A 16951-nucleotide genomic window follows, 5' to 3' on the forward strand; every position below is an offset into this window, starting at 1 on the left:
CCGGCCTCGAGCGCTGCCGCGACATCACGTCGGCGCCCTGAAGCTCAGCCATCAGAACGCCTCATAGTCGCGCGTGGTGGCACGGGCGGCTGCGTTAGCCGCGTCATGGAGCCAGCCCGGCGCGCGACTTGAGAGGTCGTCCCGCAGCGCGGGCAGGAGCGCCGGGTTGTCCGCATGGCAGTTGGCGATCTCCAGCCCCATCAACTCGAGCATGTCGGGCGATACCAGCCGCGCAGCGTCGCGTTTCACCTCGATCTTGCGGCTGTTTGGCGACAGCCGTCGCACGACGATGGAGTCCGCCACGCGGTAGTGTGGGTCCGGCGCCCGGAAACGCCCGGTGGCGATGTCAGCTGCTCTGATGACGGCCGTGTTCGGGGTGAAGTGGCGCGACCAGGCCGACATGACGAGCGCTTTCGCCTCCCGCACGACCGGGCCGCCCTTCCATTCGCTGCGCGCGACGAAACGCGGTCGCCCGAGACTGCCGGTGCCGGCCGTGCGCGGTGCCGCGACGAAGCAAGCGACCGGATCGGGCAATGCGCTGCGGAGTGATCTGCGATAGCGCGTAGGGACGCGTGCGCCCTTCTCCAACTCGAACTTGGCCCAGAATTTCGCCCGTTTGCGCTCGGGCAGGAGAATCGACTTGCGCAACCATTTGTGGTCGCGCTCGAGCACGATGGGCGCGGGGTCGGAAAGGCCCCTGTCATAGCCCGTAAGGATGGCGTCGCACATGTCGGCGCAGCTCGCATCGCCGGGGCCGCGCGCCAGCAGGGCACTGGCGGCGAGACGGATGAGATCGAGCGGATAGGGCATCACGGCGGCTTCGTCGAAGTCGTTGGCGCCCCAGATGAGGCGTCCCTCCACGTCGCGCCATGTGCCGAAATTCTCGATATGCGTATCGCCGATGGCGAGGATCTGCGGAGCTGCGACCATGTCAGGACAGACGCCGAGGATGATCTCGGCCCAACGCCAATAGGTCGCGCGCAGGAAGGTGAAGGCATTCTTCCGCATCTTGTCATGCTTCGTCTCGAGGTCGTCGGCCACGAAGTCCCGGCCGACCGCCGCCTTCAGCCAGGTCTCATAGGCCGCGGCGGATTCCCTGATCGAAACCATGCAGATGTCCTGCGCGTTCGGGAGAACGGAGGATGCGCGCACGCCTGTGCGCGACCGCCAGGGGCGCCTGCCGCTTCAAGACCAAGACGTCGATGCATCGCGGCTTCGCAACCGAGTATGTTTATTTCACGGTCTGGTTGCAAGCGACGGGGGGCGCGAGATCGTAAGCGGCGCGGGCTACCCAGCGGCTCGATGGTCCGCGGCTACGATTCGTCGTGGCGCGGGCGGTTGTCGGCTTCTCGGCGGAAGGGGGAGGCGGTCGCGGAGGGCTCGCGCTTAATCGCCGTCGCGCTGAACTGGTCTGCGTCAAGCCCTGGATCGGGGCCGCCCTAGCGCACCATCACGGTAGCGCTCATCGACCTTGCTGGTGTGCGTGCGGTGCTTCGGCTGTCCGCGTCCCCGATGCTGGAGCACGACGCGTTCGCAGGAGGCGACCGTTAGCAGGGCCTGCGGAGAGATGGTGGAGCCAGGCGGAATCGAACCGCCGACCTCTTGAATGCCATTCAAGCGCTCTCCCAACTGAGCTATGGCCCCACGTCGCTGGCAGCCGATGGGGCGGCTGCCGCCGAAGAAGCGGTGGTATAGTCACCGGCTTCCTCGGACTCAAGCGCTGATTTCAACTTTTTCTCAGATTTCTTCGTCGTCCTCGATGTCGCCGTCGATGAGGTCGCTCACGTCGTCGTCGCCTTCGACCTCTTCCTCCAGGAAGGTGTCGTCGGCCTCGCCGGCGTCGATGTCGGCCTCATCGTCCGTGTCGACATCCGTCTTTGCGTCTTCCGCCGCTTCCACGTCGTCGAGCGACACGAGCTCCGCCCCGGCGGTGTCGGCCGCCGTGTCATCGGACTCGGCCGCGGCCGGACGGGCCGCCTTCGCCTGGGGCTCGAAGACGCTGCGCGGAAACGCTTCGCCGGTGTAGGGCGAGACAATGGGATCTTTGTTCAGGTCGTAGAACTTGCGGCCCGTCGTCGGACAGACGCGCTTCGTCCCAAGTTCCGGGTTAGCCACAGAGCAATCTCTCTCGGAAAATGTGAGCGCTCCCGTTAGTCAAGCGGGTTTACGCTGTCAACACGGCTTTGCCGCCGAACGGCCCGGCCGTCAATGGCCGGTGCGCACGCGCGTCCACAGACGGGTGATCACCCGCTGGGTCTTGTCGTCGTAGGCGGTGTTGGTGAACAGGCGCGCCATCGTCGCTCCGTCCGGATAAATGCCCGGATCGTTCAGGATGGCCGGCGCGATGAAGGCCTTGGCGGCGAGATTGCCGCTGGCGAACGAGACGAAGTTGGTGTTGGCTGCGGCCACCTCGGGCTTCAGCATGAAGTCGATGAACGCGTGCGCCTCCGCCACGTTGGGCGCATCGGCCGGGATGGCGAAGCTGTCGAACCACATCAGCGCGCCTTCCTTGGGGACGAGGTAGCTGATCTCGACCCCGTTGCCGGCCTCCCGCGCGCGCTTGCGCGCCTGCAGGATGTCGCCGGAATAGCCGACGGCGGCGCAGATGTCCCCGTTGGCCAGCGCATTGATGTATTCGGAGGAATGGAACTTGCGGACGTCGCCGCGCACTTTCATGAGCAGGTCCGCCGCCCGCTGCAGGTCGCCCTGGGCCTTCGAATTGGGGTCGAGACCGAGGTAGCGCAGCGCGTTCGGCAGCACGTCCTCCGGCGCATCGAGCATGTAGAGGCCGCATGCCTTGAGCTTGTCGGCGAGCTCGGGCTTGAACACCAGATCCCAGCTGTTGAGCGGCGTGTCGGCCCCCAGGACGGCGCGCACCTTGCCGGTGGCGAGGCCGATGCCGGTCGTGCCCCACATGTAGTCGACGGCGTAGAGGTTGCCGGGGTCGTAGGCCTGGAGGCGCTGGGTCACCTCGGGCCAGAGATTGGTCAGGTTCGGCAGCTTCGCCTTGTCGAGTTTCTGGAACACCCCGGCCTTGATCAGGCGCTGCAGGAACGGCCCCGAGGGGACCACGATGTCGTAGCCGGAGCGGCCGGCGAGCAGCTTGCTCTCGACGATCTCGTTGTTGTCGTAGGTGTCGTAGACGACCTTGATGCCCGTCTCCTTGGTGAAGGCGTCGAGCATCTTGGGGTCGATATAGTCGGACCAGTTGTAGACGTTGACGACGCGCTCGCCGGCCCTTGGGGCGCCCGGCAGCCAGAGCAATCCGAGCACGACGAGGGCCGCCGCGAATGCGCCGTAGCGTCGAAGGGCGGAGGAGGCTCGGCGGAACGGCAAGCGGCTCGACCCCATCGTAATCTCCAGTGCGCGTCGTGCGCTCTTATCGCAACTTCCGTCCGGCGCCTACATGCGCTGCACCAGGGCAGCTCGCGCGCGGCCTCGCGGCGCTCAGAGGCGGCCGGCGAAGCGGGCCAGGAGCAGGCCCGTGAGCGCCGCGCCGGCGGCCACCAGCGCGACCTGCGCGGCGACGCCATCGTAGATCAGGCTCAGGACCGCCAGTGCGGCAAGGACGAGGTTGAGGCCCGCCACCCAGGCGACGATGGTCAGCGCCGGCACGCCGCGGTCTGCCGCCTGCTGATAGAAATGGTCGCGGTGCGCCTGCCAGATCCGCTCGCCCCGGCGCAACCGCCGCAGCAACGTGATGGTGGCGTCGAGGCAATAATACATCGGCAGCAGCACGGCGGCAGCGATGGCGCCGGCCGCGGCCAGCCGATAGAGCAGCCAGGCCAGCACGAGGCCGATGGCCAGCGAGCCCACGTCGCCCAGGAACAGCCGGGCCACGGGCCAGTTGTAGGGCACGAAGCCGAGCAGGGCGCCGAGCAGGGCAGCGGCGACGACGCCGGCGGCAGGGGGAAGCCAGCCCGCCAGGGCGAGCCCGGCCAGCGCTGCCGCCAGCGGCACCGCCTCGGCCGCGGTGATCAGGTCGAGCCCGTCCATGAAATTGGTGAGGTTGACGAACCACAGGCCGGCGAACAGCTCGAGCCCGCGCTCGACGGCGAGCGGTACCCCGGGCAGCAGCCGCAGCTCGGCGCCGCCGGCGTAGAGCGCCAGGGCGACGGCCACGATCTGGCCGGCGAGACGGGGGATGACCGGCAGCGGCCGGATGTCGTCGATGGCGCCGAGCACGGCGATGCCGACCGCCGCGACGGCCAGCACGAGCAACGGCCCGGCCGCCGCCGGCAGCGCCCCCGCCAGCAGCGGGCCGGCAGCGCCGGCGAGCATGGCGGCGAGGACCGCAATGCCGCCGCCCTGGGGCGTCGGCACCCGATGGCCTGAACGGGCGTTGGGCCGCGCCAGCGCGTAGCGCACGAGCAGGGGCCGCAAGAGGCGGATCAGGATGAGGCTGGCAACGGCGGCGACGGCGACCGCGGCGGCAAGCGCCCCGGCGAGGCTCACGCTCGGGCGCCTTGTCGGCGCCGGCGGCCGTTGGGCGTGCGCTTGGGGCTATCGTGTGTACACATCAGCTGCCGGGGGATGGGTCGGTGGGCTGACGTGTTCTTGAGGGGATGGCGGGCCGGGTCAAGCCCGTCCACGAGGCGAGGGGGCCGCTACGGCCGAGCCCGATGCGCCCGCCCCAAATCCGCTCGACGAGAAACGGCTACAGCGACTGCGAGACGCGGGCCGGCAGATCGGCGCTCCGCCGCCGGCCGCCGAACCTGATCACCTGGCCCTCACGGGCCACGAACGAGCCGGGCAGCGCCTGGGCCAGATCCTGCTCGATGGCGAGCAGCTGCTGGTCGTCGCGGAGCGGGTGGAGGTGGAACATGGCCATGGCTTTGGCGTTGCCGAGGCGGCAGAGCTTCACCCCCTGCTGCCAGGTGGAATGGCCCCAGCCGACGCAGTTGCAATATTCCTCGGCCGAGAACATGGCGTCGTAGATGACCAGGTCGGCGCCGTCGACAAAGGCCAGCAGCTCCGCCGGCGGCCCGGCGTCCTCGTGCTCGATGTCGCTGACGTAGCAGACCGAATGGCCGCCCCAATCGAAGCGATAGCCGGTGGCGCCGGAGGGGTGCTTCAGGGGGCAGGTACGGACGGAGTGGCCGTCCTCGAAATGCAGGGTTTCGCCGGCGTGAAAGCCGTGGTGCTCGTAGCGGCCCGGCAGCTGGTCGAGCCGCACCGGGAACAGCGGCGGCGCGAACATGCGATCGAGGGCCGTCTCGGCGCTCGCGCCCCCAAGATTGCCACAATACGTGCGTACCACGCACGTGTGTCGCATCACCGGCTTGAAGAACGGCAAAGCGCTGATGTGATCGTGGTGCAGGTGGCTGAGCAGCAGGTCCACCCGCTCCGGCGGATCCTCAAGCAGCTTGAGGCCTAGCGGAGCCATGCCGCTGCCGGCGTCGACGACGAAGCGCCGCTCCCCCAGGGTGAACTCGACGCACGGCGTATTGCCGCCGAACGTCGCGTAGTTCGGACCGCACACGGGGTGGGACCCTCGTACTCCCCAGAAGCGGACTTCCAGGGTATCGGCCCGATTGTTGCCTGACACGTACATCCCCGAAATGTAGGCCCGCTGGCTTGGAAATCGATGTGCGCCAGCGCACATTGATCGCAAAATTGTTACACAGCCTGCGTCCCAGCATCGCGCCGATCGTCCGGCGCCGCAAGCGTCCCCCGCTCGAAGCGCAGCACGGCGTCGAAGCCCTCGGCCCGCTGTGGGTCGGGCAGTTGCAGCACGAGGCTGCGGCCGGCCATGCTGCGCCGCAGCCGCTCGACGAGAGCCTCGGTCTCCGCCGTGCCCAGTCCGTCGACGACCTGGCTGGCGACGAGGATGTCGGGCTCGCGGATGAGGCACCGCGCCAGATCGAGCCCGACGATATTGCCCATCAGGCTGCGCGGCTCCCGCTCGGACAGCTGGGCGGAGAGGCCGACCTCGAAGACGAAATGGTCGAGACCGCGGTCGGCCAGCACACGGCGCACGATGCCCTGCACCTTGTCTTCGGCGCCGGCGACGTCATGGGCCACCCGGCCGAAGAGCAGATTGTCGGCGAGGGAGGCGGCCGAGCAGATCAGCATCGGATCGTAGAACTCGACCGCCGGGCCCAGGCTCGGCGGCAGCAGCGAGCGGAATGTCGCGCGCGCCGTGATCATGCGCTCCTGGAGCGTGGAGTCCAGCAGCCCCAGGCGATGGCGGGTCTCGACGTAGCGGAAGGCGAGCGCCACGAGCAGCTCGCGGTCGCGGGCGGCCGCGGCGCCCCGCTGCCGTTCCGCCCGGGTGTGCCGGGCCAGCAAATCCTCGTAGGCGCCGCGCTCGCTGGCGCTGAAGAACGAGAAGCGCTCGAACAGCGGATGGCCGTCGGGCACGCCCTCGAAGATCTCCACCATGCTGCGGGCGATGGCGAGCCCCTTCTCCTCCAGCAGGCCGGTCAGATCCTCCGCTTCCAGGACGGCGCGGACGAAGGGATGGCGCGCCAGGTTCGCTTCGCGGAAGGTATCGCCCACCGGCACGCCGAACATCAGGTTCTCGGCCACGGTCGCGTGCGTGTTGTAGACCTTGGGGTCGAAGGGATCGACGAGGTCGGCGCTGTTGGCCGCAGCCAGTGCCTCGCGCACGCTGCGCCGGGCGCTGAGCACCGTGGTCGTGGTGGCAGGATCGGCGTTGCCGTCGATGTTGCCGGCCAGGCCCAGCGCGTAGACCTCGTCGTCGATGCCGGCCACCGTGATGGCGTCGATCAGCGTGCGGTCGGCGATCGGGCTTTTCAGCGCCCCGTAGAGCAGGTTGTCGCGCAGGCTGGCGGGCATGATCACCGGCGCGCCTCCGGCGTAGGCGATGCGCTTCGCCCGCGCCTTGCCGGTCAGGCGGCCGAGGTCGATGCCGGCCAGCGTCAGCGTTCCCGAGGAGGTATCGACGCCGCCGCCGAGGAGCCGGGCGAAGACGTCGGCGCCCGAGCCGGTGTCGCCGACCAGCGCGACATGGGCCGGCAGCTCGACGGACGCGGTAATGCCGGCGATCCGCACGCCGCTCTGCGGGTCGTAGGCGGCGACGTCGGAGGCGACGAGCGGACCGCTGGCCGTTGCCAGCTCCGGCTGCGTCGCCTCGCGCCGCTCGCGGGCGAGCAGCGCGCCGTTGGTGCGGGCGATGTCCTGGAAGACGGCGCGCGCCTCGTCGCGCTCGCGCCGCCAGGAGACGAGCGCCGCCACCGGGCGCGGCAGCTGGATCACGGCGAACAGCAGCGCGATGAGGCCGCCGACCGACAGCCTGCCGGTCATGATCCCGTAGCTGGCGAGGCCGGTCATCAGCAGCGGCGCGAGCTCGCGCAAGCCGTCCCGCGACTGCAGCGCGACGGTGACCCGCTGGGTGACGCGGGTCCAGGCCTGGTCGAGCCGCCGCAGCGTGGCGGCGAACGCCCCCTCTTCGGTGTCCGCCGTGCCGTGCACGCGCACCGCGAGGGCCCGCCCGCTCGCCTCCAGGGTCGCCTGGGCGATCGACCGCTCGCGCGCGATCCTGGCTCTCACCCGCGCTTCCTGCGTCGTGGCGACCCATGCCGCCATCGCCGCGTGACCGAGCGCGACGACGAGCATCAGGCCACCGAACCACAGGCCCAAGGTCGTGGCATAGATGACGATGATGACGACGAGGCTCAGCGCCATCGCCGGGACGATGATGGCGTCGCCGAGGAAGGAGGCGATGGCGGCGATGCCGGCGCCGGACAGATTGGCGGCGACGGTCGCGTCGTCGCGGGCCGCGGCGCGCGCCGCGAGCAGGCGGCGGAACAGCCCGGTGCGCAGCTCCCGCGCCATCCGGCGCGCCAGCAGGTTGCGCGCCGCCGACACGAGCCAGAAGATCAGGGCCCGCACGACGATCAGTCCGGCGATGACGAGGCAGCTGGCGAGGAAATAGTCGTGGCGGTCGAGCGTCAGGCCTTTGAACAACGGCAGCGGCTTGTCGAGCCACGGCGGGGGCAGGTCCAGCGTCAGCGGCAGGAACGGGGCCGTGGCATGGCCTGAGAACGCGTGGCCGAGCACGGCGTCGTCGACGAGCAGCCGAGGGATGTCGAGCAGCAGCCAGTTGATGGGGACGACGAGGAGCAGCGCCAACGCCACGCCGATATGGATCAGCCGGCTGTGCTGCCAGACGAAGCGGAGAGGATTGCGTTCCATCGGCCCGGGATAGGACAGGAGATTGAAGGGCGCCGACCGGGCGAGCGGGTGGGCGAGCCCTCGGTCGGGCTTTTAGATCACGACGATCCCCGACGAAATCAATCCGGGGCATGAAGGTCCTGGTGTGGTGGATCTGAAGTTCCTGCCCCCCACATGGCATCCACGTTCAGCAACTTCAGATCCACTAAACCACACTAGAATCATAGAGTTGCTAGTGTGGCTTGAGAATCCGAAATTCGCTCCGAGCGCTGCCCCGAGGTGGTGCGAATTTCGGATTCGCCACACTAGTCCTTCATGGCATCGGCGTCGGGGAACTTCAAATCGCAAAACGGGCCATGACTTGCGTCCGCGCCGCAGCTGCGCTCAAAAGCGGGCGGAGGAGATGACATGGCGCAGCAACCCTCTCAGCCGCAAGCCGGCGGCGACCGGGACGGCCGGCCCGCCGAGCTCGGCCGCTTCGACTATATCGTCGTCGGCGCCGGCTCGGCCGGCTGTGTGCTGGCCAACCGCCTGTCGGCCGATCCGGGCCGTCGCGTGCTCGTGCTCGAGGCCGGCGGTCGCGATAATTGGATCTGGTTCCACATCCCGGTGGGCTATCTCTTCGCCATCGGCAATCCGCGCTCGGACTGGATGTTCAAGACGGAAGCCCAGGCGGGCCTGGGCGGCCGCGTCCTCGCCTATCCGCGCGGCAAGGTGATCGGCGGCTCGTCGGCGATCAACGCCATGATCTACATGCGCGGCCAGGCGGCCGACTACGACGGCTGGCGCCAGCTTGGGCTCGCCGGCTGGGGCTGGGCCGACGTGCTGCCCTATTTCCTGCGGATGCAGGACCATGCGGCGCCCAGCAACGAGCTCCAGCACGCGGGCGGCGAATGGCGGGTGGAGCACCCGCGCGTGCGCTGGGACGTGCTGGATGCGTTCCGCGAGGCGGCGGCCCAGATCGGCATCGCCAAGGTCGACGATTTCAACCGCGGCGACAACGAGGGCTCGTCCTACTTCCAGGTCAACCAGAAGCGCGGCCGCCGCTGGAGCGCGGCACGCGGCTTCCTCGTGCCGGCGCTGAAGCGGCCCAACCTGCGGCTCGAGACCAACGTGATGGTGGAGCGCGTCGTCATCGACGGCGGGCGCGCCACCGGCGTCGTCTTCACGCGCGGCGGCGCGCGCTTCGTCGCCCATGCCGACGGCGAGGTGGTGCTTTCGGCCGGCGCCGTCGGCTCGCCGCAACTGCTCGAGCTCTCCGGCATCGGCCAGGCCGAGCGGCTGGCCGGCCTCGGTGTCGAGGTCCGACGGAATCTGCCGGGGGTGGGGGAGAACCTGCAGGATCACCTGCAGCTGCGGCCGACCTACCGGGTCAGCGGGGTGCGCACCCTCAACGTGGACTACGGCAAGCTGCACAGGCGGGCGCAGATGGCGCTCCAGTATGCGCTGCTGCGCAGCGGCCCGCTCACCATGGCGCCGTCGCAGCTCGGCATCTTCACCCGATCGTCGCCGGACTATGCGACCGCCAATATCCAGTACCACGTGCAGCCCCTGTCCCTCGATGCCTTCGGCGAGGCGCTGCACAGCTTCGCCGCCATCACGGCGAGCGTCGCCAACCTGCGGCCGAGCAGCCGCGGCAGCGTGCATATCCGCTCGCCGCTGGCGGGACAGCCGCCGGCCATCGATCCAAACTATCTGTCGACCGAGGAGGATCGGCGGGTCGCCGTCGATTCGATCCGGCTGACCCGGCGGATCGTCGCGGCGCCGGCGATGGCCCGCTTCGGGCCGGAAGAGTACAAGCCGGGCGCCGGCTTTCAGACCGATGAGGAGCTGGCCACCGCCGCCGCGGCTATCGGCACCACCATCTTCCATCCGGTGGGAACGGCGAAGATGGGCACCGACAGCGATCCGGGCGCCGTGCTCGACGGGCGTCTGCGCGTGCGCGGCATCGATCGCCTGCGGGTCGTCGATGCCTCGGCCATGCCGGCGATCACCTCGGGCAACACCAATTCACCGACGATGATGATGGCGGAGAAAGGCGCGGAGATGATCCTCGCCGATGCCGCGGCCCGGTGAGGCGTCGTCTCCGTACTTGAAATGTTCTCCGTGGGCGGTGATGCTTCCGCCGACGCGTGGAGGCCGTGGACGATTCCATTGGAGGACTTCCGCGCTCAGCTGAAGCAGGAGCAATGCATGGCGGCCAGAGCCGAGGCGCTGGTGCTGCCGGCCGACGGCCGGCAGTCCGAGGCGGCGCTTACCATCCAGCGGGGCGTGCGCCGTTATTTCGCCGGCCTGGGGGCGGTCTCCATCACCGAGCTGACGCTTGCCTCGTTCCGGCGCGCTGACGTCACCGCACTGCTGCCGAACGGGCGGATCGTCATCGTGGAGATCAAGTCGAGCCTCGCGGACTATCGCTCGGACGGCAAATGGCGCGACTACGGCGCCTTCTGCGACGGTTTTCTGTTCGCCGTCGGCCCAGAGTTTCCGGCCGAGATCATCCCGGACGAGGCCGGCCTGCTGATCGCCGACGCCTACGGCGCAGCGCTCGTCCGCGAGGGCGAGCCGCTGGCGCTCGCACCGGCTCGGCGCAAGGCCATGACGCTGCGCTTCGCCCGCGCCGCCGCCGGCCGCCTGCACGCCCTCGCCGACCCCGACGGGGCCGCCGGGTTTATGGATTGAGAGCAATCTCTGCTGTCGTCGAGGCGGCTGGCTCCACCCCCCTGCCGGAAGTGGATCGCGGTCCTACCGCGGCGCGCGCTTGGCCAGGATGCGCTGCAGCGTGCGCCGGTGCATGTTGAGGCGGCGGGCCGTCTCGGAGACGTTGCGGCCGCAGAGCTCGTAGACGCGCTGGATATGCTCCCAGCGGACGCGATCGGCGGACATGGGGTTGTCGGGCGGCGCCGCGCGACCGTTCGACAGCGCCATCAGCGCCGCGTGCACCTCGTCGGCATCGGCGGGCTTGGCCAGATAGTCGAAGGCGCCGAGCTTCACGGCGGTCACGGCGGTGGCGATGTTGCCGTAGCCGGTCAGGATGACGCCGCGCGAGTCCGGGCGCCGCTCCTTGAGCTTGGTGATCACCTCGAGGCCGTTGCCGTCGCCCAGGCGCATGTCGATCACGGCGAAGGCCGGCGGATCGCTCTCGATGGCGGAGACGCCGTCGGCGACCGATTCGGCGGTCCGCACGGTGTAGCCCCGGCTCTCCATGGCGCGAGCCAGCCGTGTCAGGAAGGGGCGGTCGTCGTCGACGATGAGGAGGCTGCGCTCGCCAAGGGGCTCGGCGCTGGGGGCTTGGGCTGTGTCCATTGGCATTCTCTGCGGTCCCGCTAGAGCATTTCGCCAGGGGATGGAACCCATCCAATGGCAGAGAAATGCTCACCACCTCTTGAATCTGAAACGCTTCGCCTGCCGCCGGGTGAGTCCCACCCAACCGCGAAGCGCTCTAGGCTCGTCCGTCCTTCGATCGATCGGCGGACCTGCCCGCCCCTTCGTCATTCCGTGCGGCATTTATGGGCGAATGGCGCGGCGTATCGCGTCAAGTCCTTGCCGCCGTGTATGATTGCTGTGTCACATGTGCGTCGTGATGTCGCCTGAATCAAGGGCGAACTGAGACCTTATGCAGCAGGCGCCATGGCTTCGGACACTGCCGCCTCGACATCGCGCTCGAAGGCCCGGCGCGACCAGCGGATGGTGATGATGGCGCCCTGGGCCGGAGGCGCGGCATTGGCGAGGGTGAGGTTGGCGCCGGTCCGCTCGATCAGGCTCTTGGCGATGAACAGGCCGAGCCCGAGGCCGCGGGCCGGCTCGTCGGCGTGGCTCTGGCCCGCGCCGCGGGTCGTGATGTAGGGCTCGCCGATGCGCAGCATGACCTCGGGCGCGAAGCCGGGCCCGTCGTCGCGCACCACGATCTCGACCATCTGGTCGGTCCAGCGCTCCTCGATGGTGACGTTCTCGTCGGCAAAGTCGACGGCGTTGTCGACGATGTTGCCGAGGCCGTAGATGACGCCCGGATTGCGCCGGCAGACCGGCTCGGGCCCGGAGCCGTCGTGCGTCACGGCGATGGCGACACCGAAGTTCCGGTGCGGGCCGGCCACCTCCTCCACCAGGTGACTGAGGGTGAGGCGCTCGAGCACGCTCACGTCGCCCTCCGCGCCGAGCGAGGTGAGCTTGGAGAGGATGCCGCGGCAGCGTTCCACCTGTTCGCGCAGCAACCCGATGTCCTCGGCGAAGCCGCCCAGCTTGGGCGCCTCGCGCTCCAGCTCCTTGACGACGAGGGCGATGGTCGCGAGCGGCGTGCCGAGCTCGTGCGCCGCCGCCGCCGCCAGGCCGTCGAGCTGGGACAGGTGCTGCTCGCGCGCCAGCACCAGCTCCGTCGCCGACAACGCCTCGGCGAGCACCCGCGATTCCTCCGAGACGCGCCACGCGTAGACCGCGGTGAAGCCGATGCCCAGCGAGATCGCGGCCCAGATGCCGAGGACGTAGAGCTGCGGCAGCCTGAGGACCTCGTCGGGCGACCAGGGCAGCGGCAGATGCACGAAGGCGAGCGCGGTGACGAGCGACACGGTGATGACGCCGAGCGCCGTCGTGTGACGCGGCGGCAGCGATGTCGCCGAGATCAGCACCGGCGCCAGGAACAGGATCGAGAACGGGTTCTGCAGGCCGCCGGTGAGAAACAGCAATCCGGCGAGCTGCAGCACGTCGTAGGCCAGCAGCATCCAGGCGGCGCCGTTGCTCAGCCGATGGCTCATCGGGTAGCGGATGCGCAGCGTGATGTTGAGCCACGCCGAGATGGCGATGACGATGAAGCACAGCCCGAACGGCAGGGAGAAGCCGAGCCCGAAATGCACCCCGGCGACCGCGACGCTCTGGCCGATGACGGCGAGCCAGCGCAGCCGCACCAGGGTGTCGAGCCGCAGGCGGCCCAGGCGCGGATCGAGCGTTGGGGTGAAGAGATCCCTCATCCCCCTATAGAGCACCTATCAGCTTGCGATTTCAATGAAATCGGTACGATCGCAGTGGCTCTCACCGCCCGCCGCGGGCATCGTACGATGGTGCAACTTGCGGTTATAGGGGTAAATCAACGCGTTCATCGCGGAAAAGGATCGTCCTACCGCGCTGCGACTTTCCGCCGCATGCAGAACTCCCCTCCGCATTCTGGATTAGACGCGCTGGCCGAGGCGTGACAAATCTAGCCTGGGGGAAGCACACATCACAAACCCATGCGGATCAGCCTATTCCGGCGCACGGCGCCCGACCCGGACCGGATAACGATTGCCTACGGCGGTGATCAGTTCGAGGTGGCCGTGCGCCGACGTCCGGCGGCGCGCCGGTTCACCTTGCGCGTCTCTCAAGCCACCGGCGAGATCGCGCTCACCGTCCCGCAGCGCAGCGATTTCCGGGCTGCTGTTCACTTCGTCGAGGCGCATGGCGCCTGGATCGCCCAGCGCGTTCAGCGCGTGCCGCGGCGGATCGAGTTCCGTCCCGGCGTGCGGATGCCGCTGCGCGGCATCCCGCACCGGATCGTGCGGCGGCCCGATCTGGGGGCGGCCGTGCTGGCGACACGCGACGAGATCGGCTCTCCGGTCATCGCCGTGTCGGGCGAGTCGGCGCACGTGCAGCGGCGCGTGGCGGACTTTCTCAAGCAGCAGGCGACGCGTGACCTGGACCGGGCCGTCGCCAAGTACACCGAGTTGCTCGGCATTCCGGCCCGGCGCATCACCATTCGGGATACCAAGTCGCGCTGGGGCTCCTGTTCGGCCACCGGGCGGCTGAGCTTCTCGTGGCGGCTCATCATGGCGCCGCCCTACGTGCTCGACTATCTCGCCGCGCACGAGGTGACGCATCTCAAGGAGATGAACCATTCGGCGCGGTTCTGGCGGCTGCTGGGCAGCCTGTGCCCGCGGACGGACGAGGCCGAAGCGTGGCTGAAGGCCCACGGCGCCGAACTGCACCGCTACGGGGGCGCGCTTCGGCCCGATCCGGATCACCTCTGATCGGGCCGAAAGGTGCCGGGGCGGCTCAGCCGCCGAACAGCTTCTCGAAGAAGTTCTTCTCGCGGACCGGCTGCGGCGCGGCGGCGGCGTCGTCGTTGCGCCCGGCCTGGGGCTGAGGCTGCGGCGAGGCCGCGCGCGGGGCATCGCTCCAGGCCACTGCCGGCGCGCGGTTGGAGATGTAGGGGATCCCTGGCAGCGGCGTGGGCTTGAGGTTGCGTGTGGCGACCTTCATCACCCGGTTCCAGATATCGACCGGCAGGGTGCCGCCGGTGGCGTGCTTCGTCGACGAGTTGTCGTCGTTGCCGAGCCACACGCCGGTCACCACCTGGCTGGTGAAGCCGATGAACCAGGCGTCACGGAAATCCTGGGAGGTGCCGGTCTTGCCGCCCACGTCCCAGCCGGACAGGTTGGCGCTCTTGGCCGTGCCGCTGGTGACCACGTCGCGCAGCATGGCGTTCATCATGCCGACGGCCTTGGGATCGATCACCGGGCCGAGGCTGGTGGGCACGCGCGTGTAGAGCGCCTTGCCGTCGGTCTGCTTCACCGACGTGATGACGTAGGGGATGACGCCGATGCCGCCGTTGGCGAAGGCGGTGTAGGCGGCGACCAGCTCGATCGGCGTCACCTCGGAGGTGCCGAGCGCGATCGAGGCGTTGGTCTGCAGCGGCGAGGTGATGCCCAGCCGCTGCGCCGTGCGCACCACCGTCTTGGCGCCGACCTCGACGCCGAGCTTCACGGCGATGGTGTTGATGGAATGGGCGAGCGCCGTCGACAGGGTCATCGGCCCGGAATAGCGCCGCGAGTAGTTCTCCGGCGTCCAGCCGCGGATGTTCACCGGCCCGTCCTCGCGCACCGTGTCGGGCGTCAGGCCGCGCTCCATGGCGGCCAGGTAGACGAAGGGCTTGAAGGACGATCCCGGCTGCCGCTTGGCCACGGTGGCGCGGTTGAACTGGCTGTCGGCGTAGTTGCGGCCGCCGACCAGCGCCTTCAGCGCGCCGTCGGCCGCCAGCGTCACCACCGCACCCTGGCTCACGCCGAACTTGCCGCTCTTCTGGCCGAGCTCCTCGACGAGCGCGCGCTCCGCCGTCGATTGCAGGGCCGGGTCGATGGTGGTGCGCACCACGATGTCCTGCTCGATGGAGCCGACGAAATCGTCCAGCACGTCCATCACGTAGTCGGCCGCATAGTTGGCCGAGCCGGGCCCGGCGTGCTTCACCGGCATCGCCGGCGTCATCATCGCCGCCTTGGCCTTCTGGTCGCTGACGAAGCCCTCCTGGGCCATGGCGGCGAGCACGAGCCCGGCGCGCGCCTGGGCCGCCTCCGCGTTGCGGTTGGGCGCCAGCCGCGAGGGGGCCTGCACCAGGCCCGCCAGCATCGCCGCCTCGGCCAGGGTCACATCCTTGGCCGGCTTGCCGAAATAGCGCTGGGCGGCGGCTTCGACGCCGTAGGCGGACGAGCCGAAGTAGACCCGGTTGAGGTAGAGCTCGAGGATCTGGTCCTTGGTGTACTTCTGCTCCAGCCAGATCGACAGGATGGCCTCCTGGATCTTGCGGGACATGGTCCGGTCCTGGGTCAGGAACAGGTTCTTGGCGAGTTGCTGGGTCAGCGTCGAGCCGCCCTGCGACACGCCGCCGGCGCTGACGTTGCGCAGCAGCGCGCGCCCGATGCCGGCCGGATCGATGCCCATGTGGTCGTAGAAGCGCCGGTCCTCGATGGCGACGAAGGCCTTGGGCAGGTAGGGCGGCAGCTCCTTGATGTCGATGGCGCGGCCGCCCATGTCGCCCTTGTTGGCGATCAGGCTGCCGTCGGCGGCGACGATGGCGATGTTCGGGGCCCGCTTGGGTACGGCGAGCTGGTCGATCGGCGGCAGCTTCGCAAACTGATAGGCGACGATGCCGCCCGCGCCGACCACCGCCCAGAGGCCCAGCAGAAAGGTCCAGCGAACGATGTGGCCGATGAACGAGCGCCTGCGCCGCGCGCGCTCGGGGCGCCGCGCGCCCGATCCCTTCGCCCTCCTGCTCGCCAATCCCGCCTCCGCTGCGACGCCTCGCGCACGACGAGGATCGGCGTTCAAGTCCTCCGCATACGGCCCGGCGCTGCGGTCGAAATCGTCGGCGCCGGCCGGAACGCCGTCGAGGCGCGGCTCGCGCCGCCCCGGCGTACCCTCCGGCTTCGCCTCCGCCGATCGTGCCGGTCGGCCCGTCGGGGCTGGCCGGTCCGCGGCCGACAGGCGAAGATCGCCGCCGACGTGTCGCCCGGACGGACGCGTCGCCGCCCCCTCGCCGAGGACGGGCTCGCGTCGGTCGAACGGGCCGTTGGAGCGCGCCATGAGCCTCCCGTGATTCCTGCTGAACGGGAGCACGCCGCGCACTCCACGGCTCGGACACAGACGTTAATTGTGGCGGTTTAAGGGGCCGTTAAGGCGGCGCCCGTATCGCGCTCGCAGCTGTGATTTTTTGCCCCGCGGCCACGCTGAGGCTTGCTTCTGCCGCATTGCAGCGTCAGCAGGGTGGCTTGTCTCCATATCGATTGCGGGACGGGCGCGATCGCGCATCGGCCCCGGCGGGAGCTCGATCCGGCGCAGGGAGCCGTCCCCGATGCGCCTCTTCGCTTCCGCCCGCGCGGCCCCGGACTTCGCCTCGCCCTGGAGCGATGTCGCGGGCGGCCGCCCGCCAGCAGACACGAGCCCATTCGCCCTAGGAGCGCTTCGCGATCGGGTGGCATCACCCAATCGCGAAACGCTCCAGATTCAAAAGGTTATGAGCATTTCTCTGTCATGGGATGATCCCATCCAATGACGAAATGCTCGAGCGGCGGCGCGG

Annotated in this window: 12 protein-coding genes and 1 tRNA gene; 3 read left to right on the forward strand and 10 right to left on the reverse strand. The window is 69.2% G+C overall.

The window, feature by feature from the left end; genetic code table 11:
• Positions 1 to 51 precede the first annotated feature (51 nt).
• The 7 genes from ACZ5PO_RS13845 to ACZ5PO_RS13875 all read right to left on the reverse strand — a co-directional run bounded on the left by ACZ5PO_RS13845 (position 52) and on the right by ACZ5PO_RS13875 (position 8160).
• A complete protein-coding gene (locus ACZ5PO_RS13845) occupies positions 52 to 1110 on the reverse strand; it encodes a DUF2252 family protein (RefSeq protein ID WP_464194344.1) in 1059 nt (352 codons plus the stop codon).
• Positions 1111 to 1568: 458 nt separating this feature from the next.
• Positions 1569 to 1644 (reverse strand) — tRNA-Ala (locus ACZ5PO_RS13850).
• A gap of 93 nt (positions 1645 to 1737) precedes the next feature.
• Entirely contained in the window at positions 1738 to 2115 is a 378-nt protein-coding gene (locus tag ACZ5PO_RS13855; RefSeq protein ID WP_464194346.1) for a TIGR02300 family protein, read from the reverse strand.
• A gap of 90 nt (positions 2116 to 2205) precedes the next feature.
• Positions 2206 to 3351: a polyamine ABC transporter substrate-binding protein gene (locus tag ACZ5PO_RS13860; protein WP_464194348.1), complete on the reverse strand. Its 1146-nt coding sequence runs from the start codon at positions 3349 to 3351 to the stop codon at positions 2206 to 2208.
• A 96-nt stretch (positions 3352 to 3447) separates the two neighbouring features.
• Positions 3448 to 4455 (reverse strand): MraY family glycosyltransferase, encoded by a 1008-nt coding sequence (locus ACZ5PO_RS13865; protein ID WP_464194350.1) that lies wholly within the window; start codon positions 4453 to 4455, stop codon positions 3448 to 3450.
• Positions 4456 to 4657: 202 nt separating this feature from the next.
• Positions 4658 to 5548: an MBL fold metallo-hydrolase gene (locus ACZ5PO_RS13870; protein WP_464194352.1), complete on the reverse strand. Its 891-nt coding sequence runs from the start codon at positions 5546 to 5548 to the stop codon at positions 4658 to 4660.
• Between the two features lie 71 nt (positions 5549 to 5619).
• Complete coding sequence (locus ACZ5PO_RS13875) at positions 5620 to 8160, reverse strand: ABC transporter transmembrane domain-containing protein (RefSeq protein ID WP_464194354.1); 2541 nt, start codon at positions 8158 to 8160, stop codon at positions 5620 to 5622.
• Positions 8161 to 8547: 387 nt separating this feature from the next.
• Between ACZ5PO_RS13875 and ACZ5PO_RS13880 the strand changes: the two genes are divergently transcribed.
• Both ACZ5PO_RS13880 and ACZ5PO_RS13885 read left to right on the forward strand, forming a co-directional pair.
• Positions 8548 to 10215 (forward strand): GMC family oxidoreductase, encoded by a 1668-nt coding sequence (locus ACZ5PO_RS13880; RefSeq protein ID WP_464194356.1) that lies wholly within the window; start codon positions 8548 to 8550, stop codon positions 10213 to 10215.
• 117 nt (positions 10216 to 10332) lie between these two features.
• Positions 10333 to 10818, forward strand: coding sequence for an MmcB family DNA repair protein (locus ACZ5PO_RS13885; protein ID WP_464194358.1), 486 nt, complete (start codon positions 10333 to 10335; stop codon positions 10816 to 10818).
• A gap of 63 nt (positions 10819 to 10881) precedes the next feature.
• Here ACZ5PO_RS13885 and ACZ5PO_RS13890 read toward each other — a convergent pair whose 3' ends face one another.
• The gene (locus ACZ5PO_RS13890) at positions 10882 to 11442 is read right to left on the reverse strand and encodes an ActR/PrrA/RegA family redox response regulator transcription factor (protein ID WP_188611130.1); all 561 of its coding nucleotides are present in this window, start codon (positions 11440 to 11442) and stop codon (positions 10882 to 10884) included.
• 308 nt (positions 11443 to 11750) lie between these two features.
• Positions 11751 to 13097, reverse strand: a complete 1347-nt coding sequence (locus tag ACZ5PO_RS13895; RefSeq protein WP_464194362.1) for an ActS/PrrB/RegB family redox-sensitive histidine kinase — start codon at positions 13095 to 13097, stop codon at positions 11751 to 11753.
• Positions 13098 to 13355: 258 nt separating this feature from the next.
• On the opposite strand from ACZ5PO_RS13895, the gene ACZ5PO_RS13900 reads away from it, so the two are divergent.
• Positions 13356 to 14129, forward strand: coding sequence for a M48 family metallopeptidase (locus ACZ5PO_RS13900; protein ID WP_464194364.1), 774 nt, complete (start codon positions 13356 to 13358; stop codon positions 14127 to 14129).
• Positions 14130 to 14154: 25 nt separating this feature from the next.
• Here ACZ5PO_RS13900 and ACZ5PO_RS13905 read toward each other — a convergent pair whose 3' ends face one another.
• The gene (locus tag ACZ5PO_RS13905; protein WP_464194366.1) at positions 14155 to 16458 is read right to left on the reverse strand and encodes a transglycosylase domain-containing protein; all 2304 of its coding nucleotides are present in this window, start codon (positions 16456 to 16458) and stop codon (positions 14155 to 14157) included.
• Positions 16459 to 16951: the final 493 nt, after the last annotated feature.

This window comes from Chelatococcus sp. KU-N122, assembly GCF_055391085.1.

Bases quoted from the DNA above. Each gene is read 5' to 3' on its own strand.
- ACZ5PO_RS13845 (WP_464194344.1), bottom strand. From the start codon at position 1,110: ATGGTTTCGATCAGGGAATCCGCCGCGGCCTATGAGACCTGGCTGAAG.
- ACZ5PO_RS13860 (WP_464194348.1), bottom strand. From the start codon at position 3,351: ATGGGGTCGAGCCGCTTGCCGTTCCGCCGAGCCTCCTCCGCCCTTCGA.
- ACZ5PO_RS13875 (WP_464194354.1), bottom strand. From the start codon at position 8,160: ATGGAACGCAATCCTCTCCGCTTCGTCTGGCAGCACAGCCGGCTGATC.
- ACZ5PO_RS13880 (WP_464194356.1), top strand. From the start codon at position 8,548: ATGGCGCAGCAACCCTCTCAGCCGCAAGCCGGCGGCGACCGGGACGGC.
- ACZ5PO_RS13885 (WP_464194358.1), top strand. From the start codon at position 10,333: ATGGCGGCCAGAGCCGAGGCGCTGGTGCTGCCGGCCGACGGCCGGCAG.
- ACZ5PO_RS13890 (WP_188611130.1), bottom strand. From the start codon at position 11,442: ATGGACACAGCCCAAGCCCCCAGCGCCGAGCCCCTTGGCGAGCGCAGC.
- ACZ5PO_RS13895 (WP_464194362.1), bottom strand. From the start codon at position 13,097: ATGAGGGATCTCTTCACCCCAACGCTCGATCCGCGCCTGGGCCGCCTG.
- ACZ5PO_RS13900 (WP_464194364.1), top strand. From the start codon at position 13,356: ATGCGGATCAGCCTATTCCGGCGCACGGCGCCCGACCCGGACCGGATA.
- ACZ5PO_RS13905 (WP_464194366.1), bottom strand. From the start codon at position 16,458: ATGGCGCGCTCCAACGGCCCGTTCGACCGACGCGAGCCCGTCCTCGGC.